Source organism: Streptomyces sp. DvalAA-14, from assembly GCF_900091855.1.
GTDB lineage: Bacteria > Actinomycetota > Actinomycetes > Streptomycetales > Streptomycetaceae > Actinacidiphila.
On the sequence record NZ_FMCH01000105.1, the window covers coordinates 1 to 23,929 of the forward strand.

The window sequence follows — 23,929 nt, forward strand, 5'->3', positions numbered from 1 at the left end:
GGGCGCCGGCCGCCGACAGCAGCCGGCGCAGCCGCGCGGCGGCCACCATGTCCGCCACCACGTCGGCCACCGCCTCGGTCAGTGCGTCGGCCGGCGCGTGGGCGGTCTCCACTCCTGCGTCGTCGCTCATGTCGCTTCCCTGTCGGTTCCTCACAGCGCCTTCGACGCCGAGAAGGTCACATCGGCGGGACGGTCGTCCTCCTCCAGCTCCAGGATCTCGGCCAGCCGGCGCAGGCCCCGGTGGGTCGCCATCCGTACCGAGCCGGCCCGTTTGCCCAGGACCCGGGCGGCGCTGGTGGAGTCCAGGCCCATCACCACCCGCAGCAGCACCGCTTCGGCCTGCTCGCGCGGCAGGGCCGCTATCGCGGCGAGCGCGCGGTCGGTGGCCACCGCGTCCAGCGCCTCCCCGGCGGTGTCCGCCCGGTCCGGCAGCTGGACGAGTTCGTCCACCCCGGCCCCGGTGACCGGCCGGCGGCTGCGCGCGCGGATGTGGTCGAGCGCGCGATTGCGGGCGATGCGGGCCGCCCAGCCGCGCACCGAGGCGCCGTCGCCGCGAAAGTTGGGCAGGTCGCGGGCGATCTGCAGCCAGGCCTCGGACGCGACGTCCTCCGCGTCCGCCGGTCCCACCAGGCTGCGGACGTACTGCAGCAACTGCGGCTGCACAGCGCGGTACACGACTCTGAAGGCGGTCTCGTCACCGCCTTGCGCCGCGCTCACCGCGGTATCCAGATCCACGTCCGGCCCCACCCCCTCGAACACCGTCCCCATCCTGCCTCATGAGGGCCGGTGACACTTTTGGAGCCGGTGACGCCGTACAAATGGCGGCCGGGGACGCTCCTGTGGGGGGAGGCGGACCCCGGCCGTCGTCATATGCCGTCTGCCTGCCGGTGCTGTGCCCCGGCCCGCGGGCCGTCAACCCACCGCCGCGCCAATTCCCGTACGGGTGAAGTTTGCGGCCCCGTCGGCCGGACCGCCGCCGGCCGCCCGTACAGTTGAGCGCACCCCGCCGTACCCCTGGCGCTCCAGCACGACCCGCAGCACCCCCCACATTCACGTGCGCGCCGTACGCGTCCCCGTACGGTCGCCCGACATCACCCAGGAGCCCGCCGCTGTCCAGCGACACGCCCCCCGAAGGGCTGGTCCTGCTCAACCACGCCCCCACCGTGGTCGCGGAAGCCGCCCTGCGGTCCTGCTGCGGCTCCCGCCGCTGGGTCCGCCGAATGACCGCGCACCGGCCCTACCCGACCCTGGAGACGCTGCTGGCCGCGGCGGACGAGGCCGCGTACGACCTGACCCCCGCCGATCTGGCCGAGGCGCTGGCCGCCGAGGTCACCACCGCGCTGGCCGACCGCGGCAATCTGGTCGCGCACACCGCGCTGCGCGCCGCGCACGCCGCCTACGAGGCGAAGTTCCAGCACGCCTTCGTGATCGACCTGTCCGCGGCCGAACCCGCCGAGGCACTGGACCTGACCCTGGTCAGCCTGCGCCAGCGGCTGGGCCACGAGAAGGACGAGGAGACGGTGGTCGCCGCCGAGCAGCTGCGGCGGATCTGCCGGGCCCGGCTGCGCCGGCTCGCCGCCGCCGCGGACCTGACCGCCGAAGGGCACCGGGACCTGCGCTTCCCGCCCGATCCGGCCCCCGGTTCACTCGACAGTGCGGGATCGCTCACACCTGCCCCACCCCGCGGTACGGAGCCGACAGGGCGTCGCTACGATGGCCGGGGCCGGTGGACCGTACCCGGCCGGGCGTGACCGACACCGAAGCCGGCAGCCCTCGTACCGCTCCCGGAGGGTTTTTCCGTGCCGGCTGGAACGCTGTACCGCGGCCGGGAAGGCATGTGGTCGTGGGTGGCTCATCGAGTCACCGGTGTCCTCATCTTCTTCTTCCTGTTCGTCCATGTCCTCGACACCGCCCTGGTTCGGGTGTCCCCCGAGGACTACGACAAGGTCGTCTCGACCTATAAGACCCCCATCGTCAGCCTGCTGGAGTACGGCCTCGTCGCCGCGATCCTCTTCCACGCGCTGAACGGCCTGCGCATCATCGCGGTCGACTACTGGACCCAGGGCCCGCGCTACCAGAAGCAGATGTTCTGGACCGTGATGGGCCTGTGGATCCTGCTGATGATCGGCGCGATCTACCCGGTCCTCGGCCACGCCGCACGAGTCCTGTTCGGGAGCTGAACGACACATGGCCACTGACGTCACCCCCACGGAAGCCGTGGAGCTGACCGGCTCCAGCGCCTCGTACGGTCCGGACAACCCGGCACCGGTCATCGAGGCGCCCCGCGCCCGCACCTCGCGCACGCCCAGTTCGCAGAGGTCCTCCCGAACCAACTTCGAGCTGTACGGCTGGCTGTTCATGCGGCTGTCCGGTGTCGTGCTGGTCGTCCTGGTCCTCGGCCACCTGCTGATCCAGCTGGTGCTCGACGGCGGTGTCAGCCGGATCGGCTTCGCCTTCGTGGCCGGCCGCTGGGCGTCGCCGTTCTGGCAGTACTGGGACCTGACCATGCTGTGGCTGGCCATGCTGCACGGCGGCAACGGCCTGCGCACCGTGATCAACGACTATGCCGAGCAGGCGAACACCCGCATCTGGCTCAAGACACTGCTGTTCACAGCGGTGGCGTTCACCATCGTGCTCGGATCGCTGGTGATCTTCACCTTCGACCCGAACATCCGCTAAGCGCTGAGCCAGGGCTGGAACAGGGAAGCGACCCCATGCAGATCCACAAGTACGACACCGTCATCGTCGGCGCGGGCGGCGCCGGTATGCGCGCCGCCATCGAGGCCACCAAGCGCAGCCGCACCGCCGTCCTGACCAAGCTCTACCCGACCCGCTCCCACACCGGCGCGGCCCAGGGCGGCATGGCCGCGGCCCTGGCCAACGTCGAGGAGGACAACTGGGAGTGGCACACCTTCGACACGATCAAGGGCGGCGACTACCTGGTCGACCAAGACGCCGCCGAGATCCTGGCGAAGGAGGCCATCGACGCGGTCCTGGACCTGGAGCGGATGGGCCTGCCGTTCAACCGCACCCCTGAGGGCCGGATCGACCAGCGCCGGTTCGGCGGCCACACCCGCAACCACGGCGAGGCCGCCGTGCGCCGCTCCTGCTACGCCGCAGACCGTACCGGTCACATGATCCTCCAGACGCTGTATCAGAACTGCGTCAAGGAGGGCGTGGAGTTCTTCAACGAGTTCTACGTCCTGGACCAGCTGCTCACCGAGGTCGACGGCGTCCGCCGGTCGTCCGGCGTGGTCGCGTACGAGCTGGCCACCGGCGAGATCCACGTCTTCCAGGCGAAGGCCGTGATCTACGCCTCCGGCGGCACCGGCAAGTTCTTCAAGGTGACCTCGAACGCACACACCCTGACCGGTGACGGCCAGGCCGCGGTCTACCGGCGCGGGCTGCCGCTGGAGGACATGGAGTTCTTCCAGTTCCACCCGACGGGCATCTGGCGGATGGGCATCCTGCTCACCGAGGGTGCCCGCGGCGAGGGCGGCATCCTGCGCAACAAGGACGGCGAGCGCTTCATGGAGAAGTACGCGCCGGTCATGAAGGACCTCGCCTCGCGCGACGTGGTGTCCCGGGCCATCTACACCGAGATCCGCGAGGGCCGCGGCTGCGGTCCCGACGGCGACCACGTGTACCTGGACCTGACCCACCTGCCGCCGGAGCAGCTGGACGCGAAGCTCCCGGACATCACCGAGTTCGCCCGGACGTACCTGGGCATCGAGCCGTACACCGACCCGATCCCGATCCAGCCGACCGCGCACTACGCGATGGGCGGCATCCCGACCAACGTCCAGGGCGAGGTGCTCGCGGACAACACCACGGTGGTGCCCGGCCTGTACGCGGCCGGCGAGGTCGCCTGCGTGTCCGTGCACGGCGCGAACCGGCTCGGCACCAACTCGCTGCTGGACATCAATGTCTTCGGCCGCCGCTCGGGCATCGCCGCCGCCGAGTACGCGCACGCCAACGACTACGTGGACCTGCCGGAGGACCCGGCCGCCATGGTGGTGGAGCAGGTCGAGCGGCTGCGGGCCGGCACCGGCAGCGAGCGGGTCTCGCAGATCCGCAGCGAGCTGCAGGAGTGCATGGACGCCAATGTGATGGTGTTCCGCACCGAACAGACCATCAAGACCGCGGTCGAGAAGATCGGCGAGCTGCGGGACCGCTACCTGCGGGTGTCCATCCAGGACAAGGGCAAGCGGTTCAACACCGATCTGCTGGAGGCCGTCGAGCTGGGCAACCTGCTCGACCTGGCCGAGGTGATGGCGGTCTCGGCGCTGGCCCGCAAGGAGTCGCGCGGCGGTCACTACCGCGAGGACTTCCCGAACCGGGACGACGTGAACTTCATGCGGCACACGATGGCCTACCGCGAGGTGGAGGCGGGCGGCGCCGAGTCGATCCGCCTCGACTACAAGCCGGTCGTGGTGACCCGCTACCAGCCGATGGAGCGTAAGTACTGATGAGCACCCCGACGATCCACCAGAACTCGGCGGCGCTGGACGCCGCGGATTCCGCCGAGTCGCATCTGATCACGGTCACGCTGCGGATCCGCCGGTTCAATCCGGAGGTCTCCGCCGAGGTGGAGTGGATCGACTACCGGATCCCGATCGACCCCAAGGAGCGCGTCCTGGACGCCCTCCACAAGGTCAAGTGGGAGATCGACGGCACGCTGACCTTCCGCCGCTCGTGCGCGCACGGCGTGTGCGGGTCGGACGCGATGCGGATCAACGGCAAGAACCGACTGGCCTGCAAGACCCTGATCAAGGACCTCAACCCGGACAAGCCGATCACCATCGAGCCGATCAAGGGCCTGACCGTCCTGAAGGACCTCGTGGTCGACATGGACCCGTTCTTCCAGGCCTACCGCGATGTGATGCCCTTCCTGATCACCAAGGGCAACGAGCCGACCCGGGAGCGCCTGCAGTCCGCCGAGGACCGCGAGCGGTTCGACGACACCACGAAGTGCATCCTGTGCGCGGCCTGCACCTCGGCCTGCCCGGTCTTCTGGAACGACGGCCAGTACTTCGGCCCGGCGGCGATCGTCAACGCCCACCGCTTCATCTTCGACTCCCGTGACGAGGGCGGCGAGCAGCGCCTGGAGATCCTGGGCGACAAGGACGGTGTGTGGCGCTGCCGCACCACGTTCAACTGCACGGACGCCTGCCCGCGCGGCATCGAGGTGACGAAGGCGATCGCCGAGGTGAAGCGGGCACTGATCACGCGCCGCTTCTGACCGGCGGGTTCCGACCCCCGGGTCTGCCCGTCTCTTCCTTCGACCGCTTGCCGTGCCGGGCCCCGCCTCCGCCGAGGAGGCGGGGCCCGGTCCGCGTTTCGGCCCCGACCGGCCGAAGGTGAGGCCAAAGGCTCAGACGCCCTGGTTCATGGGGCTTTGACGAACGAGCCGCGGTGGACGGACAGGACGCCGGTGTCGAGGGCAATCGCGAAGTTGAGCATGCGCGTCAGGCCGTCGGTCAGAAGCGCGGGGAGAGCGGCTTGGCCGCCGCCGGCGGCGATGCGGGCTCCGAAGTCCTCGAACCACTGACGGACCCACGCGGTCTCGTCGACCCATTCGACGAGTTCGAAGCCGCTGGACCGGATCGTGCCGCGCAGCTCGCCGGCTGTGACCAGGAAGCTGTCGGTGCCGTCCAGTGACCAGGGCAGCGGTGGGGTCGGCTGCCGCCCGTCGCTGCGGCAGACCTCGAAGGTCGCGAAGTGCGCACCGGGCAGCAGGCGCCGGCCGATCTCGGCGAAGAAGGTCTTCTTGTCTTCCACGTTCATCTGGACGTGCAGGGTGTAGGCCGCGTCGAACGCGGCGCCGTCGAAGGCCGCTATGTCGCCGCAGCGGAAACTGACCTGTTCGGTGAGGCCCGCGATGCGTGTCAGCTCCCGGGCCGCGTCGACATAGGCGGGTGTGAGGTCGACGCCGACGACGGCGCAGCCGCTGCCGCGGGCGACCTGCCGTGCCGGTCCGCCGAGTCCGGAGCCGACGTCCAGCACGGTCATCCCCGGTGCCAGGTGCAGGCTGGGCAGCAGTCGTTCGACGGCTTCGGATCCGCCGGCGTGGAACTGGTCGAACTGGTCCCGCTGCTCCTGCGTCAGCGCCGCCAGGTCGTCGCCGGCGAGTCGCTCCATCGATGCGACCAGATCAGTTTCGGCGTAGGTCATGACATTGCTCCTGATCGCGGCGGGGGATGGGCAGCGCGTGACCGCAGCAGGTCGGTGAGCAGCGACGGTGCGCCGGCGATCCGCAGGCCGAGGTCCGCGGCCTGTTCCGGGGTCAGCCGGCCGGACAGGACCGCGCCGACGAGCGTCGCTTCCCCGGACAGCGTGATGTCCGCATCCGGGGCTGCGCCACGGCGGATCTCGAACGTGCCGTGCCGCAGGATCGCGTGGACGGTTTCGCCGCCGGTCTCGATCCCCACCACGACCTCGGTCTGCGGGGCGACATGGGGCGGCAGTTCGAACCCGGCGAACAGCGCGGACCACTGCGGCCGGACCGCGTCGTCGTCCGCGGCGCCGGTGTGCATGCGCTCCAGTCCCCAACGGGCCAGGGCCTGCAGGACGTCCTGCAGCTCCCGGCCCCGGGGGGTGAGCCGGTAGAGGCCGGTCCCCACCGGTGGCGGAGCGTCGTACCGCTCGAGCAGGCCCTCGGCCTCCATCATCTTCAGCCGGTCGGCGAGCAGGTTGCTGGCTATGCCCGGCAGCCCCCGCTTCAGGTCGCTGTACCGGCTGGGCCCCAGTGCCAGCAGCTCACGGACGATGAGCAGCACCCAGCGGTCCCCGACGACGTCCAGCGCGCGGGCCACCGAGCAGTACTGCTGGTAGCTCTTCATATGACCACCCTAGCCAGGGTGGTTGATAAAATAAAGTGATCGGTTGACAATCCAAAGCGTGGGCGCGATGGCCCTGTCCGGGGCGGGCCGGTCCCACCCTTCCCGGGGCGCTGCGTCAGGCGGCAGGGGTCTCAAGCCACCGGCAGAGGCACCGGCACCGGCACCGGTGACATGGCGGTGGGCAGCGTGACCCGTACCGTCAGACCCGCGCCGGGGGCGGTGCTGAGGGCGACCGTGCCGTGGTGCGCGTGGACCAGGGCCTGGACGATGGACATGCCGAGACCCGCGCCGCCGGTCTCGCGGGCCCGTTCGGGATCGGCCCGGAAGAAGCGGTCGAAGGCGCGGGCCGCGTCCTGCTCGCTGAGGCCGGGCCCGCAGTCGCTGATCCGCAGCCGGAGTTCGCCGTCGCCGCAGCTGTCGACCTCGACGGTGACCGGTGAGTCCGCCGGGGTGTGGACACGTACGTTGGCCAGCAGATTGCCGACGACCTGCCGCAGCCCGGCCTCGTCGCCGAGCGCGTACAGCGGCGGTCCGCCGAGACAGTCCGGCCCGCCCGGCCCGCCCGGCCCGTCCGGCCCGTCCGGCCCGTCCGGCAGCAGCAGCGTCACCGGCCGCTCGGGCTGCTGCGCGGCCAGGTCGGCCGCGGCGTCGCGGACCAGACAGCTGAGGTCCACCGGGCCGAAGGTGAGTGCCGGGCGGTCGTCGAGGCGGGCCAGGGCGAGCAGTTCGTCGACCAGGCGGCTCATCCGCAGCGCCTCCGCCGAGACCCGGGTCAGCGCCCGGTCCTTCTCCTCGGCGTCCAGCATGCCCTTCTCGTAGAGCTGGAGGTAGCCGCGGACCGAGGCGAGCGGGGTGCGCAGTTCGTGCGAGGCGTCGGCGAGGAACTGGCGCTGCTGGCTGGTGGCGCGTTCGCTTTCGGTCAGCGCCGCCTCGATCTGCTGGAGCATCGCGTTGAGCGCGGAGCTGAGCTGTTCGACCTCGCTGGAGCCGTGCCGGGCGGTGCCGATCCGGCGGGACAGGTCGCCCTCGGCGATCGCGGAGGCGGTTTCCACCATGTCCTCCAGCGGGCTGAGCCGGCGCCGGGCGGCGGTCAGCGAGCCGGTGGCGAGCAGGCCGAGCAGCACCGCGCCGATCCCCGCCTCCACGATGAGCAGCTTGCCGATGGCCCGTTTGACCCCGCTCATCCGGATGCCCTTGACCACGATGGTGCCGTCCGGCAGCCGCACCGCCACCACCCGGTACTCCTTGTCGCCGGACTCCACGGTGGCCGCGTCGCCGCTGCGGGCGAGCCGGGCCGGGTCGGGCACCGCCGCGGCCAGTTGGTCCCGCTCGCCGCTGACCGGCGTGATGTCGGTGCCGCACACCAGGGCCGGCTTGCCGTGCTGGTCCACCACGATGAGCAGGTCCTGGGCGAAGGCCTCCGCGATCGCCGAGCCGGCCCGGCCGCTCTGCAGCAGGCCGGCCAGCGCGCACAGCTGCCCCAGGCCGCCCTTGGTGAGCGAGGCCTGCTGCAGCGAGGACTGCGAGGACTTGAGCGAGTCGTCGATCTGCCCGACCAGCACCATGTACGTGGCGGTGATGCTGGCGGCTGCCGCAAGCAGCAGGCCGACGGCCAGGAACAGCACGTTGGCGATGGTGAAGCGGCCGCGCAGGGACTGCGGGCGGGGCCAGAAACCGCAGGTCTTCACCGCTCGACCGGCCTTCCGGGGCCGGCCGGCGAGCCGCTCGCCGGGTCGGGGCCGGGCGCCGGGTCGGGGCCGGGCGCCGGATCCGGGTCCGGGTCCGGGTCTGGTTCCGGCATCACGTCCGGCGCCCTCTCGGCCTGCGGCTGCCGCGGAGGCGGCGCCGGCGCCCGCAGCCCGTAGCCGATCCCCCGCCGGGTCTCGATCAGCGGCGGCCCCAGCCGGTCCAGCTTGCGCCGCAGATAGGAGATGTACGTCTCCACCACCGTCGAGGACACCGCCGTCTCGTACTGCCAGACGTGCTGGAGCAGCTGCTCCTTCGTCAGGATGCGGCCGGCGTTGCGCAGCAGGTGCCGCAGCAGGTTGTACTCGGTCGGCGTCAGTTCCACCGGCCGCCCGGCCCGCCGGACGGTGTAGGTCGCCTCGTCCATCTCCAGGTCGCCGTGCCGCAGCGTCCGGTCCGCGACCCGGTCCGCCCGGCGCCGGGTGCGGCGCAGCACGGCGTGCACCCGGGCCACCACTTCGTCCACCCCGAACGGCTTGGTGATGTAGTCGTCACCGCCCAGCGCCAGCCCGGCCACCACATCGCGCGGCGCGTCCCGGGCGGTGACGAAGATGATGCCCAGGTCGTCCTCGGCGTCGCCGCCCGCCTCGGCGGCCCGCTGCTCGCGCAGCGCGCGGCAGACCTCCCAGCCGTTGCCGTCGGGCAGCATCACGTCCAGCAGCACCAGGTCGGGCCGGTGCTCCCGGGCCGCCGCCACCGCCGCGCGTCCGGTCGCCGCGCTGTGCACGGTGAACCCGTTGTATTTCAAGGTGATGCGCAGAACGTCGGCGATGCCCGGTTCGTCTTCGACGATGAGCACGGTGGCTTCCATGCCCACCAGTATCCGTAACCCGCCGGCCACCCGGGCCCGGCCCGAACCTTGGAGTTCCTTGAGAGAACCCGGATCGGCTTGGTGACAGGAGGGTCGGCCACGGACGCTGAACTCGTCCCCCCGCATCGGTCGGGGACATCGGTCGAGAGCGTACGGACGAACAGGGGTGTGAGGCGTGGCCGCAGTGGCGCGATGGTGCTTCCGGCACAAGTGGACGGTGATCCTGCTCTGGCTGGTGGCACTGCTGGTCGTCGGCGGAGCCGGCAGGACGCTCGGGGACAGCTACTCCAACGCGTTCTCCCTCAAGGGCACCGAGTCCTCCAAGGTGCTCGACCTGCTGGGCAAGGTGCTGCCCCAGCAGTCCGGCGAGGCCGACACCGTGGTGTGGCACGTCGACTCCGGTTCGGTGCGTGACGCGTCGGTGCGGGAGCGGATCGACCCGGTGCTGGCGAAGATCGCCGGGCAGAAGGACGTCGGTACGGTCGGCAGTCCGTACGACAAGGCCGGCGCCGCGCAGATCAGCAAGGACGGGCGCACCGCGTACGCCACCGTCACCTACACCAAGCTCGGCAACGACATGAACCTCGATCAGGCGCAGGCGCTGATCGACACCGCCCACACCGCCAAGGCCCAGGGCCTGCACGTGGAAGTCGGCGGCAACCGGCCGGCGCAGGCCGAGCAGCCGCTGCCGGGCCTGGCCGAGGGTGTCGGTATCGCCGCGGCCGGCGTGGTGCTGTTCCTGGCGCTGGGCTCGCTGTTCGGGATGCTGATGCCGCTGGTGACCGCCCTGTTCGGTATCGGCATCTCCTCGTCGGCGATCATTCTGCTCAGCCACGGCATGGACGTGGCGGACTTCGCCCCGCAGCTGGCGACACTGGTCGGGCTCGGGGTGGGCATCGACTACGCCCTGTTCATCGTGACCCGGCACCGCAAGGGAATTCTGCGCGGCCGCAGTCCGGAGGAGGCGGCGGTCACCGCGCTGAACACCTCGGGGCGGGCGGTGCTGTTCGCCGGCGGCACGGTGTGCATCGCGCTGCTGGGCATGTTCACGCTGCGGCTCACCTTCCTCAACGGGGTGGCGGTGGCCGCCGCGTTGACCGTGGTGATCACGGTCGCCGCGGCCGTCACCCTGCTGCCGGCGCTGCTCGGCGTGATCGGCATCCGGGTGCTGAGCCGCCGCCAGCGGCGCAATCTCGCGGCGAACGGGCCGGAGCAGCTGACCGCGACGGGCGCGGCGGCCCGCTGGTCGTCCTTCCTGCAGCGCCACCCGCGCTCGCTGGCGCTGGTGGCGGTGGCGGTGATGGCCACCTTGGCGATCCCGGCGCTCTCGCTGCGGCTGGGCTCCTCCGACCAGGGGAACAACCCGACCACCACCACGACCCGCAAGGCCTACGACATGCTGGCCGACGGTTTCGGGCCCGGCTTCAACGGCCCGCTGACCATCCTGGCCGAGGTGCCGACCGCAGCGGACCGGACCGCGCTGGACGGGCTGGTGACGAAGCTGAAGACCACCGACGGCATCGCCTACGCCGCCGCGGTGCCGATGAAGCCGGGCGCCACGGTGGCACTGATCCAGGCGGTGCCGACCACCTCGCCGCAGGACAAGGCCACGTCCGACCTGATCGACCGGCTGCGCCACGACGTGGTGCCGGCCGCCGAACGCGGCACCACCATGCGTGCCTACGTGGGCGGGCAGACCGCGATCTTCAAGGACTTCTCCACCGTCCTGTTCGGGAAGTTGCCGCTGTTCATCGGGGTGATCATCGCGCTGGGCTTCGTGCTGCTGCTGTTCGCCTTCCGCAGCCTGGTGGTGCCGCTCACCGCGGCGGTGATGAACCTGGTGGCCGCGGCGGCGTCCTTCGGTGTCCTGGTGGCCTGCTTCCAGTGGGGCTGGGGCGGTTCGATCGCCGGCCGGGCCGGACCGGTGGACGCCTTCCTGCCGGTGATCATGCTGTCCCTGCTGTTCGGGCTGTCGATGGACTACCAGGTCTTCCTGGTCAGCCGGATGCACGAGGAGTGGGTGCACAGCCGGGACAACGCGCGGGCGGTCCGGGTCGGGCTGGCAGAGACCAGCCGGGTGATCAACTCGGCCGCGGTCATCATGATCTGCGTGTTCGCCGCCTTCGTGCTCAGCGGGCAGCGGGTGCTGGCGATGTTCGGTGTCGGGCTGGCCGGGGCGGTGGCGCTGGACGCGTTCATCCTGCGGACGGTGCTGGTGCCGTCGCTGATGCATATGTTCGGCGCCTCCAACTGGTGGCTGCCGGGCTGGCTGGACCGCCGGCTGCCGCATCTGGCGGTGGAGGCGGCCGACGACGCCGACTCCGAGGCCGAAGCGCCTGCGGCCGCCCGGCCGGCGGCGGACGGCGATCCGGTGCCGAGCGGTCCGGGCCTGCGCGGCCGGTGACCGGCGCCGCGGGCGGCTGAGCCCGCGACGGCGGACCCCGTCCGACCGTCCTTCGCCCCCTGACCGGGCCCGGCTCCCACCCCCGTGGGGAGCCGGGCCCTTCGCTGTGCCCGGGACGCCCCGCAGGCCCCGCGGGCCGGGGGCGGCGCGCCACCACGACCGCCGCTGCCCCGCTACGGCGATGCGCCGCGCCTGACCGACTCCGCGGCGACGGGGCCGGAGCCGGTAATTCCGCCGGGATTCCCGGCAATTATGGGAATTCCGGGGGTCCGCCGCCGTGATGGCGCCCGCACCGGGACGCAATGCGGGATTCCGCCGTGGCGAGGCATGGGGGACGTCATCGATCGGCCGGGGATCACGCTCACCCGCGACGGCCGCCCCCGGCAAGGCACCGCGGTCGAATCCGCGTCGCGTCCCCGCCGAATCCGCCCCGAATAGCCGGTGTTCGCCGGGTGCCGGTCCGGTACGCCGCCGTGCGGACGATGCACCGGAACCGTTTTCGGGGGAATCCTCCGCCGGCCCGGACTTCGGGGGTCGCCCGCTTCCGCGCCGGGCTCGACGGATCCGGATCGCACCGGATCCGGACGCGTGATCGGCCGACGCCTTCGGACTGATGTCCGACCGCTTCGGCATTACCTCATGGCCTTCACCTTTCCCCGGGAATGCGTCCGCCACCCCACCCCGCTCGTCGTACGGATCACCGGCAGCTTCCGCTACCGCGCTTTCCGACTCCTGGTCCGTGACGCCAACGCTTTCATCCAGGACTTCCTGCCGCCAACGATAGGCGCGTCATCCCTTCGCCGGCCGGAAACACCGGAAAACAGCGGTGGCGAAACCGCTCCGGACACGGTCCCGGGCACGGCGGCCGGCAATCCCGTGCGGAGCACTCGTCACCTCGAACTCCCCTGTCCCATCAGCCCCAGATTCAGTCGTGGCCCTATGTTGCACCGCATGAACTCTATGTGAAGACGACCGGTTCCACCAGGGAACCAGGCGTTGCCCCGTCCTGGCGACCGCCGGGGCGGACGGTCCGCCCCGGGCCCCGGCGGAGACCGCTTCCGGCAGCCCAGTGCACCCGGCGAAGGCAGCCGGCCGGCCGTAACCGGCAGCTCTACCGGAGCACTCACGGGTTAAAGAGATGCCGTTGACAGCCCGGCAGCGCGAAGACAGACTCTCCTCTGGTCGAAAAACGGCCGACCGGTTCTGTACTTTCGTCATTGCACGCACAGTTCGCAACACGCCGAAAGGCGCGCAGGTCGTGTTCCCTGCTGCAACCCCTGGCCGGAACAGGGGGGAACCACTTTGCGGGCAGGGGCACAGGTGCGCCTCAAACTGCCAGCGATCAATGGGGGTTGTCACGTGTACGACGTTATCTGTGTGGGATTCGGGCCCGCGAATATTGCCGTCGCCATAGCCTTTGAAGAGCTGTGGCCGAACGCCCGGGTCAAGTTCTTAGAGAAGGCGCCGGGGCCGTTCTGGCAGCGCACGATGCTGCTCGACGGATCCGACATCCAGAACAACCCGGTCCGGGATCTGGTGACACCGCGGAATCCACGAAGCCGCTACACATTCATCAATTACCTGCACGAGCAGGGCCGACTCTTCAAACACCTGAATCTGCCGAGCCATTTCCCGCTCCGCAAGGAGTACGCCCGCTACATCCAGTGGGTCGCCGAGAACGTGTCGGTGGACGTCGACTACGACCAGGAAGTGACCGGCATCGCGCTGGTCGACAGTCCCGACAGCGCCGAGGGCGTCGGCGTCGAGCGGTCGGTCGAGGTCACCACCGCGGCCGGCGAGATCTACCGCGGCCGCTCCATCGTGGTGGCGCCGGGACGCACCCCGCACATCCCGCCGGTCTTCGCGCGGACGGCGTCCCCGCGGGTGTTCCACACCTCGCGGTACCTGCCCGGCATCGCCGACCTGGATGCCGGCTACACCGGCACCCTCGCCGTCGTCGGCGCCAGCCAGAGCGCGGTCGAGGTGGTGCTGGACCTGGTCGGCCGCTTCCCGGCGGCCCGGATCGTGAACGTGATGACGGGCTACGGCTACCGGCTCAAGGACACCAGCCCGTTCTCCGAGGAGGTCTACTTCCCGGAGTTCGTCGACTACTACTACCACGCGTCGGAGGAGGGCAAGCAGCGGCTGCGCACCCAGCTGCGCCCGACCAACTACTCCGCCGCCGACGCCGACGTCATCGACGCGCTCTACCTGCGGATGTACGAGGACGAGCTGGACGGCCGCCCGCGCGTCTCGCTGCGCACCAACCGCCTGATCACCGGGGCCGAGGCCGGCGCCGAGGGCGTCACCCTCGACCTGACCGAGCACATCACCGGCGAGCGCGAGCAGGTGACCGTGGACCGCGCCATCCTGGCCACCGGCTATCTCGACCTGGGGATCACCGGCCGCACCGAGCAGCTGCCGCCGCTGCTGTCGGATCTCGCCGAGGCGCTCGGCGTCACGGCGGACCGGCCGCTGTCGGTCGGCTACGACTACGGCGTGGTGCCCGATCCGGAGCTGCAGGGCGTGCCGCCGATTTTCGTCAACGGGCTGTGCGAGTCGACGCACGGGCTCGGCGACGCGGGCTCGTTCAGCCTGCTGGCGCTGCGCTCGAAGGCGATCGTGGAGAGCCTGCACGAGCGTCTGGCCAAGACCGGGGACGACGCCGCCGACCTGGTCGGTGCCGTGCCGCAGCCCGGCTTCGGAATCTGAGGGGACCGCCATGCAGACCCTGGGCACCATCGCACCCGAACCCGAATCCGCGGCCGTGTCCGAACCCGGGACCGTCGCCGCGCCCGCATCGGCATCGGCATCGGCAACAGCGCACGCATCGGCTGCCGGCCCCGCCGGCCCCGCCGACCTGGCCGACTTATCCATCCCTGGCCCCAACGGGCGCCTGCTGCTGGCCAGTCAGGCCGACACCGAGTCCAACGCCCGCACCTACCCGCGCCGTTTGCCGGTGGCGATCGCCGAGGCCGCCGGTTCGTACATCACCGACGTCGACGGCCGCCGCTACATCGACTTCCTCACCGGCGCGGGCGTACTGGCGCTGGGCCACAACCACCCCGACCTGATCGCCGCGGTCAATGAGCAACTGCCGCGGCTGACCCACGGGCTGGACTTCCCGACGCCGGTCCGGGAGGAGTTCAAGCGCCGCCAGCTGGCGATGCTGCCGGAGCACCTGCGCGACGACGTGAAGATCCACTTCTGCGGGCCGACCGGCTCCGACGGGGTGGAGGCGGCGATCAAGCTCTGCAAGAAGGCGACCGGCCGCGGCACCGTCGTAGCCTTCCAGGGCGCCTACCACGGCTCGACCCAGGGCGCGATGTCCCTGACGTCGGAGCACCAGCCGAAGACCGGCCTGCACAATCTGCTGCCGGGCATCCACTTCGCCCCCTACTCCTACTGCCACCGCTGCCCGCTCAACCTGTCCCCGGCGAGCTGCTCGACCAACTGCGCCGAGGTGCTGGTCAACACGCTGACCGACACGCACGGCGGGGTGCAGCTGCCGGCCGCGGTGATCCTGGAACTGGTCCAGGGCGAGGGCGGGGCCATCCCGGCGCGGGCCGACTTCGTCCGCCGGATCGCCGAGGTGACCCGCCGGTTGGAGATCCCGCTGATCGTGGACGAGGTGCAGACCGGCTGCGGACGCACCGGCACCTGGTTCGCCTTCGAGCAGTACGGCATCACGCCCGACGTGGTCGTGGCGTCCAAGGGCCTGTCCGGGCTGGGCCTGCCGGTGTCGGTGATCATGTACCGCAAGCACCTGGACACCTGGGCGCCGGGCAGCCACATCGGCACCTTCCGCGGCAACAACCTCGCCTTCGCGAGCGCCAACGCGTACCTGGACGTGGTGGAGCGGGACGGCGTCCTGGCGAATGTGCGCAGCCAGGGTGCGTACCTGCTCGACGAACTGACCGCGATCCAGCACAAGAGCCCGCTGGTGGACGACGTCCGCGGCCTCGGCCTGCTGATCGGCGTCGAGATGGCCGGCCACGGCACGGCCACCGCCACCGAGGTGGCCGCCCGGGTCCAGCGCGCCGCGCTCAAGGCCGGCCTGATCCTGGAACTCGGCGGCCGCGAGGACTGCGTGGTACGGCTGCTGCCGCCGCTGAACGTCTCGCGGCGGACGGTGGACGACGCGCTGGCCGTCATCCGGGACGCGATCGCCGCGGTGGAAGCGGAGCTGACCGGGGCGGTGGCGCTGTGACCACGACGACGCAGCCGGCCGGGGCGAACCCCGGCGCCCTGCCGCGAGTCGGCATCGTCAATCTGATGCCGCACGCCGAGCAGTACGAGAAGTGGCTGACACCCCAGCTGTCCGCGGCCTGGCCCTTCGAGCTGCAGTGGCTGCGGATCTCCACCCGCCGCTACCACCTGGACGACCCGGAGCACATCGCCCGGCACTACCGCACCTACAAGGAGGCGACCGCCCAGGCACCGCTGGACGGCCTCATCGTGAGCGGCGCGGCCGTGGAGCACCTGCCCTACGAGGAGGTCCGCTTCCTGGCGGAACTCGACGACATGGTGCAGGCGACCGCGGGGCAGGGCGCCCCGATCCTGGGCCTGTGCTGGGGGGCGCTCGGGGTGGGCCACCTGTTGTTCGGGCTGCCGACGCGGATTTACACCACCAAGGTGTCCGGGATGTACCCGACCGAGCGCCTGGTGGACGACGGCCCGATCGCCGGGGCGCTGGACGACCGCTTCTGGTCGACGCACAGCCGCTTCGCGGGCTTCGACGACGAGGCGCTGGACGCCTCGGGGACGGTCCGGGCAGTGGCCCGCGCGGCCGGCGCCGGCACGGTGATCGCCGAGTCGCGCGATCACCAGGTGGTCATGCACATCGGCCACCCCGAGTACACCGGCCACCGGCTGGTCGACGAGTACCGCCGCGACAGCGCGCAGGGCGTCGACGGGGTGCCGGCGCCGGCCAATGTGGACCTCGACCACCCGGTCAACATGTGGCGCAGCCACAGTCTGGCGTTCTTCGCGAGCTGGATCCGGCTGGTGCACGACCGGGTGCCGGCCCGATGACCGGGCCCGGAGCCCCTCAGCTGTCGGCGTTCCGCAGCGCCGAATCCGTACGGGCCCGGCAGGCCGAACCACCGCTGCCGGTGCCCCTGCCCCTGCCCCCGCCTCTGCCCCTACCGGACGGTCTGTCGGCGCGGCGCGTGGTGTGGAAGTTCGGCGGCTCCTCGGTCGGCGACGTGCACCGGCTGCGGGCCGTCGCCCAGCGGCTGGTGGCGGCGCACCGGCAGGGTCTCCAGGTGGTGGCGGTGCTGTCGGCGATGTCCGACAGCACCGACGACCTGCTCGGCCTGGCCTACGGGCTGTCGCCGCGGCCCCAGTCGCGGGAACTGGACGCGCTGCTGTCGGTCGGTGAGTCCATGTCCTGCGCGCTGGCCGCCATCGCGGTGCACGAACTCGGTGAGCACGCGATCTCGCTGAGCGGCACCCAGGCGGGCTTCATGACGGACGAGGCGCACGGCAACGCGCGGCTGCACGAGGTCCGGCCGTGGCGGGTGGTCGAGGCCCTCGAAGCGGGCTCGATCGTGCTGGTCACCGGATACCAGGGGATCACCGCGGCCGGGGACGTCACCACGCTCGGCCGGGGCGGTTCCGACGCGTCGGCGATCGCGCTGGCCGCCGCGCTGGGACTGACCGAGTGCGACATCCACACCGATGTGACCGGGGTGTTCACCGCCGATCCCCGGCTGGTGCCCGCCGCCCGGCGGATGGAGCGGCTCAGCCACGAGGAGATGCTCCAGCTCGCCGAGGCGGGCGCCCAGGTCATGCAGCCCCGGGCGGTCGAACTGGCCGCCGCCTACGACATCGACATCCATGTCCGATCGTCGTTCACCACCGAGCCGGGCACCTGGATCAAGAAGGAGAGTCCGTTGTTCGAGAACACCCGGATCGCCGGGGTGGCCCATCGGCGGCACGACCCGCTCTACACCGTGAGCGGCCTGTCGCCGGCCACCGTGTCGGCGGCGCTGGCGGAGCGCGGCATGCCGGTGGGGTCGATGATCCGCGACCTGCACGATCCGCAGCATGTCCGGTTCACCTCGCCGGGCACCGAGGCGCAGGGCGTGATCGCGGCGCTCGGCGATGTCGGCGCGGCTGTCGAGGTGCACGGGGAGGAGCTGGGCAGCGTCAGCGTGGTGAGCACGGTGGTCAGCAACCGGGCCGAGATCACCTCCCGGATCCTCGACGCGCTGGAGGGCAGCGGCATCAGCCCGCTGCTGGTGACCAGCACGCCGAGCCGGGTCTCGTGCCACATCACCTCCGATGCGGTCGAACAGGCCACGCGGGCGCTGCACGAGGCGTTCGACCTCCAGGTGGAGGCCCCCGAACTGGCGGCCGCGGTTCCGGGTACAGCGAGCTGAGAGCGGACAGGACGTGACGACGGTTCAGACGGGCCAGGACGCCGAGCGGGGCGGCGTCCTGGCCAACAGGGATTTCACCAAGTTGTGGGGCGGCGAGACGGTCTCGCTGGTGGGTTCGCAGGTGACCGACATGGCCCTGCCGCTCACCGCGATCTTGACCCTGCACGCGACGGCCTTCGGGATCGGGCTGCTGAACGTGGCGCGGTACGCCCCGTTCGTGCTCGTCTCGCTGTTCGCCGGCGTGTGGTTCGACCGGCGCCGGCGGCGGCCCACGCTCATCGTCAGCAATCTCGGCCGGGCGGTCCTCATCGGTCTGATCCCGCTGGCGCACGCGTTCGACCTGCTGTCGATGACGCTGCTGTACGCGGTCGGTTTCACCGCCGGCCTGCTCACCGTGCTGTTCGACATCGGGATCCTGTCGTATGTGCCGGGACTGGTGGACAAGCGCTATCTCGCCGAGGCCAACAGCAAGATCACCGTCAGCTACTCGGTGGCCGGCATCGCCGGTCCCGGGCTGGCCGGTTTCCTGGTCGGGGCACTGTCCGCGCCGGTCGCGCTGACGGTGGACGCGGTGTCGTACCTGGTGTCGGCGGCCGCGCTGTCGCGCATCCGCCGGACCGAGCCGGCCCCGGAGCTGCCCGATGTGCAGCCGTCGGTGTTCAGCTCGATCGCCGAGGGACTGCGGACCGTGATCGGCAGCCGTATCCTGCGGCATCTGGCCACCCAGTCCGCCACGTTCAACCTGTTCGAGAACGTGATGACCACCATCTTCCTGGTCTACGCGGTCCGGGTGCTCGGCCTCAGTCCGACCCAGCTCGGCTTCGTGGTCGGCGCGGGTTCGGTGGGCGCGCTGCTGGGGGCGATGCTCGCCTCGCGGATCGGCGACCGGCTCGGCTTCGGCCAGACGCTGCGGCTGTCGACGCTCATCGCGTGCGTGTCGCCGCTGGCGCTGCTGGCGCCGCAGGGCTCGGGTGCGGTGTCCCTGCTGGTGATCGGCGCCGCGCTGGCGGTGCACGGATTCCACCTGGCGATCTTCAACATCAACGCACTGACGCTGCGTCAGACGGTCACGCCGACCCGGCTGCTGGGCCGGATGAACGCCAGTTACCGGCTGGTGCTGTTCGGGACGGTGCCGATCGGCGCGCTGCTGGGCGGCTCGCTGGCCGCGGCGTTCGGGCTGCGGGCGGCGCTGGTCGTCGGCGTGATCGGGATCGCCGCCCCGGTGGCCTGGCTGACGTTCTCCCCGGTCTTCCGGCTGCGCGAGATGCCGGACGGCCCGATCGAGCCCGACCTGGAGGCCAACCCGGCGGCCAACCCGGAGGCCGAAGGACCGGACCCGGAAGCCGGCCTCGAACCGGCACTGTCCGCAGCGATCTCCCCCGCACCCGAACCGGCACGCGGACCCGAACCCGATCCCCAGACGAATGTGTCTGCGAACGATAGGAACGCATAAGCATGTTGTCGAACTCTCAACGGGCGTTGCTGGCCGCCCAACTCCGCCGGCGGGCCGCGAACACTCCGACGGCCGGCATCCCCCGGCGCCCGGCGGGGCTCCAGGAGCTGCCGCTGTCCTTCGGCCAGGAACAGCTGTGGTTCATCGACCAGTTGGCCCCCGGCCTGTCGACCTACAACATCGCCGGCGCCGTACGGATGGCCGGCCCGCTGGACCGCGCCGCGCTCAGTGCCGCGTTAGACGCGCTGGTGGTGCGGCACGAGGCGCTGCGGACACGGCTGGTGACCATCGACAGCCGGCCGAGCCAGGTGGTCGACGCGCCCGCCCCGGTGCAGGTGGCCACCGCGGACCTGCGGGAGGTGCCGGCCGAGTCGCTCGAGGAGCGCTGGCGCGCGGCGGCCGTCGAGGAGGGCACCCGCCCGTTCGTACTGGACCGCGGCCCGCTGCTGCGGGTGCTGCTGCTGCGGCTGGCCGACGAGGCGCATGTGCTGGTGGTCACCGTGCACCACACCGTCTTCGACGGCTGGTCCTTCCCGGTGCTGCTGGCCGAACTCGCGGAGCTGTACGAGGCCGCCGCGGTCGGCCGGGAGTCGACACTGCCCGAACTTCCCGTGCAGTTCGCCGACTTCGCCCTGTGGGAGCGCGGCAGGCTGCAAGGTGAGACCTTGGACGAGCTGGTCGCCTACTGGCGGGAGACGCTGGCCGGCGCGTCGGTGCTCCAACTGCCCACCGACCGGCCCCGCCCGCTCGTGCAGACCTACGACGGAGCCACCGAGGCGGACGACTTCGGCGACACCCTGCTGACGGCGCTCACCGCGCTCGGCCGCGCCGAGGGCGCGACGCTGTTCATGACGCTGATAGCCGCCTTCCATGTGCTGCTGCACCGCTACAGCGGCCAGGACGACATCGTCGTCGGCACGGTCAGCGCCAATCGGGGACGGCCCGAACTGGAAACGCTGATCGGCTACTTGATCAACACCCTGCCGATCCGGGTGGATCTGTCCGGCGACCCGGCCTTCCCCGAGGTGCTGGAGCGGGTACGGACCGCCACCGTCGGCGCGTACGCCCACCAGGAGCTGCCGTTCGCCAAGATCGTCGAGGCGGCACGGGCGCCCCGCGACCCGAGCCGCTCACCGCTGTTCCAGGTCGGCTTCATGCTCGCCGACAACCAGCAGCGCGATCTGACGTCCGCCGAACTCATCTGGGCCTCGGAGGAGTTGCCGACCGAGGCGGCCAAATTCGACCTGCTGGTCTCGGCCGTCGAGACGGCCGGCCGGCTGAACGTCGGCATCACGTACGCGAAGGCGCTGTTCGACGCCGCGACCGTCCGCCGGCTGCTCGGCCACTTCCGGGTGCTGCTCGACGGCATCGTGGCCGACCCGGGCACTCCCCTGTCCCGGCTGCCGATCCTGACCGAGGCGGAGCTGCGGCAGGAGATCGTCGAGTGGAACGACACCCGGGTGGAGTTCCCGGCCGGGAATCTGCACCAGAAGTTCGAGGAGCGGGCCGCCGCCCACCCGGACGCGATCGCGGTGGAGCTGGACGGCGCCACCGTGACCTACGCCGAACTCAACGCGCAGGCCAACCGGATCGCCCGGCGGCTGCGCGAACTCGGGGTCGGCCCCGAGGTGCTGGTCGGGGTCAGCACCCAGCGCACGCCCCGCCGGCTGGCCGGCCTGCTGGGCATCTTGAAGGCCGGCGGCGGCTATGTGCCGCTGGACCCGGACTACCCGGCCGACCGGCTGTCCTTCATGGTCGAGGACGCGCAGGTGCCGGTGGTCGTCACCGACGACGCCAGCGAGGCGGCGGTGCCGGCCGGTTCGGTGGCCGTGCTGTCCCTGGACCGGGACTGGGCCGAGCTGTCCGGGCTGGACGGCTCGGACCTCGACGCCGCGGCCGGCCCCGCGAACGTCGCCTACGTCATCTACACCTCCGGCTCGACCGGCCGGCCGAAGGGTGTGGTGGTCGAGCACCGCCAGGCCGTCAACTTCGCCACCGCCGAGATCGAGCACTGGCCGCTGGGCCCGGGCGACCGGGTACTGCAGTTCGCCTCGCTGAACTTCGACGTGTCGGTGCTCGACATCTTCGGCGCACTGCTGTCCGGCGCGACCCTGGTGCTCGGCACGCCCGAGACGCTGCTGTCGCCGCCGCGGCTCGCCGAACTGATCCGCGGCGAGGCCATCACCTTCATGTGCCTGCCGCCGGCGGTGCTCAACCTGCTCGCCGACGAGCAGTTCCCCAGCCTGCGGGTGGTCATCGCCGGCGGCGAGGCGTTCTCCTCCGAACTGGTCCGCAGCTGGGCCCGGCCCGGCATGCGCTTCATCAACGGCTACGGGCCCACCGAGACCACCGTCGGTTCCACGATGGCCGAATGCCACGACAACGGCATCGACCCGCCGCCGATCGGCCTGCCGCTGACCAACTACACCGCGTACGTGCTGGACAAGCACCTCAACCCGGTGCCGGTCGGGGTGGCCGGCGAGCTGCACATCGGCGGCGCGGGAGTCACCCGCGGCTACCTCAACCGGCCCGAACTGACCGCCGAGCGCTTCGTGACCGACCCGTTCGGCGAGCTGCCGGACGCCAGGATGTACAAGACCGGCGACCTGGCACGGCGGCTGCCCGACGGCAATCTGCAGTTCCTGGGCCGCTTCGACGACCAGGTGAAGATCCGCGGCCTGCGGGTCGAACTGGGCGAGATCGAGGCGGTGCTGGCCTCCCACCCGTCGGTGGCGCAGGCGGCCATCCTGGTCGTGGAGGACCGCGCGGGCCAGAAGAACCTGGTCGGCTACGCCAGGACCGCGCCGGACGCCCCCGCCGTCACGCAGGCCGAGCTGCGGGTGCACCTGGCCGAACTGCTGCCCGCCTTCATGGTCCCCACCCACCTGGTGATCCTGGACACCTTCCCGCTCAACGCCAACGGCAAGGTCGACCGCTCGGCGCTGCCGTCGCCCGACAGCGCCGATCCCGGGGCCGACTACGTCGCGCCGCGCACGCTGGTGGAGACCGTGCTGGTCGACATGTACGCCAGCGTGCTGAATCTGGAGCGGGTCGGCATCGAGAACAACTTCTTCGACCTCGGCGGCAACTCCCTGCAGGCCATGCAGCTGATCACCCGGCTGCGCAAGGATCTGGCCGTCGACACCGACGTCACCGCGATCTTCCTGGCACCCACCCCGGCCCAGCTCACCTCGGCGCTGACCAAGAAGCACGGACTGGAGGACACCAGCCTCCACGAGGTCGACCTCGACGAGCTGGCGCAGCTGTCCGAGGAGGAGGCCGCCGAGCTGCTGGCGTCGGTGGAGACCACCGGGCAGGCGCCGGCCGGCGCGGCCGGCGCCTCCGGGCCGCTGGTGGCGCTGACCGAAGGCCCCGGCGCGGAGCCGCTGTACGTCGTGCACGCGGTCGGCGGCACCGTCTTCCCCTATATCGGCCTCGCCCAGGAACTGGCCGACCGCTACCGGGTGTTCGGTGTCGAGGCGGCCGGGGTGCGCCCCGGCGGTGTGCCCGCCGCCGACCTGGACACCATGGTGACGGAATACGCCGGCGCCATCCGCGCCGCGCAGCCCGCCGGACCGTACCGGCTGGCCGGCTGGTCGATGGGCGGCCTGGTGGCGCTGGAGATCGCCCGGCGGTTCGAGGCGGAAGGCGAGGAGGTGGCGCTGGTCGGGCTGCTCGACACCCCGATCGAGCCGCCGGACGTGTCCGGCGCCTCGGAGCGGGATTTCGCGGCGCAGTTCGTGCTCGACGCGGCGCGGGCGCTCGGCCCGGACGCGGGCGATCCGCCGGACCGGGAGACCGCCACGGTGGCCGAGCAGTTGCGGTGGCTGGGCGACAAACTCACGGCCGGCTCCGGCGACCCGGACGAGGTGCGCCGGGACATCGAGGCCCGCTTCGAGGTGTTCACCGCGCACCTGGCGCTGATCGGCGGCCACCGGCCGGTGGCCCCGAAGGCGGCGGCCGTGGTGGTCGGCGCGGACGGTTCACCGGACCTGTCCGAGCGGTGGCAGGCCGTGCTGGGCGCCGGTACGCGCACGCTGCGGGTGCCGGGTGACCACTACTCGTTCCTGCGGGCGCCGGGCGTGCGCGCCGTCGCGGCGGCGATCCGGTAGCGGATGTCCCTGACGGCGGCGGTCCCGAGCGGGTGGGGGCCGCCGCCGTGCCCGGTTCGGGGCGGGGCGGATCAGCTCCGCGGCCGGGCGGCCGCCGACTCCGGGGCCGGCTGGGCGGGCGGGGCGGACTGGTCCGGCGTGTCCGCCGCTCCGGCCTCGTCCCGCGCGCGCCGCA

At 71.5% G+C, this 23,929-nt stretch carries 16 protein-coding genes and 1 pseudogene; 12 read left to right on the forward strand and 5 right to left on the reverse strand.

All coding sequences use genetic code 11. The annotated features are described in order from the left end of the window. Nucleotides 1-150 precede the first annotated feature (150 nt). Complete coding sequence (locus GA0115240_RS04975; protein ID WP_256069547.1) at nt 151-759, reverse strand: RNA polymerase sigma factor; 609 nt, start codon at nt 757-759, stop codon at nt 151-153. Between the two features lie 404 nt (nt 760-1,163). On the opposite strand from GA0115240_RS04975, the gene GA0115240_RS04980 reads away from it, so the two are divergent. From GA0115240_RS04980 to GA0115240_RS05000, 5 genes are read left to right on the forward strand one after another with little or no spacing between them, the layout of a single operon-like run. Further along, nucleotides 1,164-1,751, forward strand: a complete 588-nt coding sequence (locus tag GA0115240_RS04980) for a 2-oxo-4-hydroxy-4-carboxy-5-ureidoimidazoline decarboxylase (RefSeq protein WP_370673279.1) — start codon at nt 1,164-1,166, stop codon at nt 1,749-1,751. 48 nt (nt 1,752-1,799) lie between these two features. After that, nucleotides 1,800-2,180, forward strand: coding sequence for a succinate dehydrogenase, cytochrome b556 subunit (gene sdhC / locus GA0115240_RS04985; protein ID WP_093735429.1), 381 nt, complete (start codon nt 1,800-1,802; stop codon nt 2,178-2,180). 7 nt (nt 2,181-2,187) lie between these two features. After that, entirely contained in the window at nt 2,188-2,679 is a 492-nt protein-coding gene (locus GA0115240_RS04990) for a succinate dehydrogenase hydrophobic membrane anchor subunit (RefSeq protein WP_093735430.1), read from the forward strand. Between the two features lie 35 nt (nt 2,680-2,714). Further along, nucleotides 2,715-4,469 carry a succinate dehydrogenase flavoprotein subunit gene (gene sdhA / locus GA0115240_RS04995; RefSeq protein ID WP_093735431.1) on the forward strand — a complete coding sequence of 585 codons (1,755 nt, stop codon included), beginning with the start codon at nt 2,715-2,717 and terminating at the stop codon, nt 4,467-4,469. Then, complete coding sequence (locus tag GA0115240_RS05000; protein WP_093735432.1) at nt 4,469-5,242, forward strand: succinate dehydrogenase iron-sulfur subunit; 774 nt, start codon at nt 4,469-4,471, stop codon at nt 5,240-5,242. Before sdhA ends, GA0115240_RS05000 begins: the two co-directional genes overlap by 1 nt. A 146-nt stretch (nt 5,243-5,388) precedes the next feature. Here GA0115240_RS05000 and GA0115240_RS05005 read toward each other — a convergent pair whose 3' ends face one another. From GA0115240_RS05005 to GA0115240_RS05020, 4 genes and pseudogenes are all read right to left on the reverse strand, one after another. Continuing rightward, entirely contained in the window at nt 5,389-6,174 is a 786-nt protein-coding gene (locus tag GA0115240_RS05005; protein ID WP_093735433.1) for an SAM-dependent methyltransferase, read from the reverse strand. Continuing rightward, on the reverse strand, nt 6,171-6,842 hold the full coding sequence (locus tag GA0115240_RS05010; protein ID WP_093735434.1) for a winged helix-turn-helix transcriptional regulator: 672 nt from the start codon (nt 6,840-6,842) through the stop codon (nt 6,171-6,173). The genes GA0115240_RS05005 and GA0115240_RS05010 overlap by 4 nt, the downstream gene beginning before the upstream one ends. 131 nt (nt 6,843-6,973) lie before the next feature. After that, complete coding sequence (locus tag GA0115240_RS05015) at nt 6,974-8,530, reverse strand: sensor histidine kinase (RefSeq protein ID WP_093735435.1); 1,557 nt, start codon at nt 8,528-8,530, stop codon at nt 6,974-6,976. Between the two features lie 167 nt (nt 8,531-8,697). Continuing rightward, a pseudogene (locus GA0115240_RS05020) lies at nt 8,698-9,399 on the reverse strand (response regulator transcription factor); the annotation flags it as partial. A gap of 175 nt (nt 9,400-9,574) precedes the next feature. Here GA0115240_RS05020 and GA0115240_RS05025 point away from each other — a divergent pair. From GA0115240_RS05025 to GA0115240_RS05055, 7 genes are all read left to right on the forward strand, one after another. Next, nucleotides 9,575-11,803 carry an MMPL family transporter gene (locus GA0115240_RS05025; RefSeq protein WP_256069548.1) on the forward strand — a complete coding sequence of 743 codons (2,229 nt, stop codon included), beginning with the start codon at nt 9,575-9,577 and terminating at the stop codon, nt 11,801-11,803. 1,359 nt (nt 11,804-13,162) lie between these two features. Further along, nucleotides 13,163-14,515, forward strand: coding sequence for a lysine N(6)-hydroxylase/L-ornithine N(5)-oxygenase family protein (locus GA0115240_RS05030; RefSeq protein ID WP_370673280.1), 1,353 nt, complete (start codon nt 13,163-13,165; stop codon nt 14,513-14,515). A gap of 10 nt (nt 14,516-14,525) precedes the next feature. Beyond that, the gene (locus tag GA0115240_RS05035; RefSeq protein ID WP_093735438.1) at nt 14,526-16,013 is read left to right on the forward strand and encodes an aspartate aminotransferase family protein; all 1,488 of its coding nucleotides are present in this window, start codon (nt 14,526-14,528) and stop codon (nt 16,011-16,013) included. Further along, on the forward strand, nt 16,010-16,837 hold the full coding sequence (locus GA0115240_RS05040) for a homoserine O-acetyltransferase/O-succinyltransferase family protein (RefSeq protein WP_093735439.1): 828 nt from the start codon (nt 16,010-16,012) through the stop codon (nt 16,835-16,837). Before GA0115240_RS05035 ends, GA0115240_RS05040 begins: the two co-directional genes overlap by 4 nt. Beyond that, nucleotides 16,834-18,189: an aspartate kinase gene (locus GA0115240_RS05045; protein WP_093735440.1), complete on the forward strand. Its 1,356-nt coding sequence runs from the start codon at nt 16,834-16,836 to the stop codon at nt 18,187-18,189. The genes GA0115240_RS05040 and GA0115240_RS05045 overlap by 4 nt, the downstream gene beginning before the upstream one ends. 13 nt (nt 18,190-18,202) lie before the next feature. Continuing rightward, nucleotides 18,203-19,642, forward strand: a complete 1,440-nt coding sequence (locus GA0115240_RS05050; RefSeq protein WP_161302021.1) for an MFS transporter — start codon at nt 18,203-18,205, stop codon at nt 19,640-19,642. A 2-nt stretch (nt 19,643-19,644) separates the two neighbouring features. Further along, on the forward strand, nt 19,645-23,754 hold the full coding sequence (locus GA0115240_RS05055) for a non-ribosomal peptide synthetase (protein WP_093735442.1): 4,110 nt from the start codon (nt 19,645-19,647) through the stop codon (nt 23,752-23,754). Nucleotides 23,755-23,929 lie beyond the last annotated feature (175 nt).

Coding starts and splice junctions, on each gene's coding strand:
- GA0115240_RS04990 (WP_093735430.1), top strand. CDS start 2,188: ATGGCCACTGACGTCACCCCCACGGAAGCCGTGGAGCTGACCGGCTCC.
- sdhA (WP_093735431.1), top strand. CDS start 2,715: ATGCAGATCCACAAGTACGACACCGTCATCGTCGGCGCGGGCGGCGCC.
- GA0115240_RS05000 (WP_093735432.1), top strand. CDS start 4,469: ATGAGCACCCCGACGATCCACCAGAACTCGGCGGCGCTGGACGCCGCG.
- GA0115240_RS05005 (WP_093735433.1), bottom strand. CDS start 6,174: ATGACCTACGCCGAAACTGATCTGGTCGCATCGATGGAGCGACTCGCC.
- GA0115240_RS05010 (WP_093735434.1), bottom strand. CDS start 6,842: ATGAAGAGCTACCAGCAGTACTGCTCGGTGGCCCGCGCGCTGGACGTC.
- GA0115240_RS05035 (WP_093735438.1), top strand. CDS start 14,526: ATGCAGACCCTGGGCACCATCGCACCCGAACCCGAATCCGCGGCCGTG.
- GA0115240_RS05045 (WP_093735440.1), top strand. CDS start 16,834: ATGACCGGGCCCGGAGCCCCTCAGCTGTCGGCGTTCCGCAGCGCCGAA.
- GA0115240_RS05055 (WP_093735442.1), top strand. CDS start 19,645: ATGTTGTCGAACTCTCAACGGGCGTTGCTGGCCGCCCAACTCCGCCGG.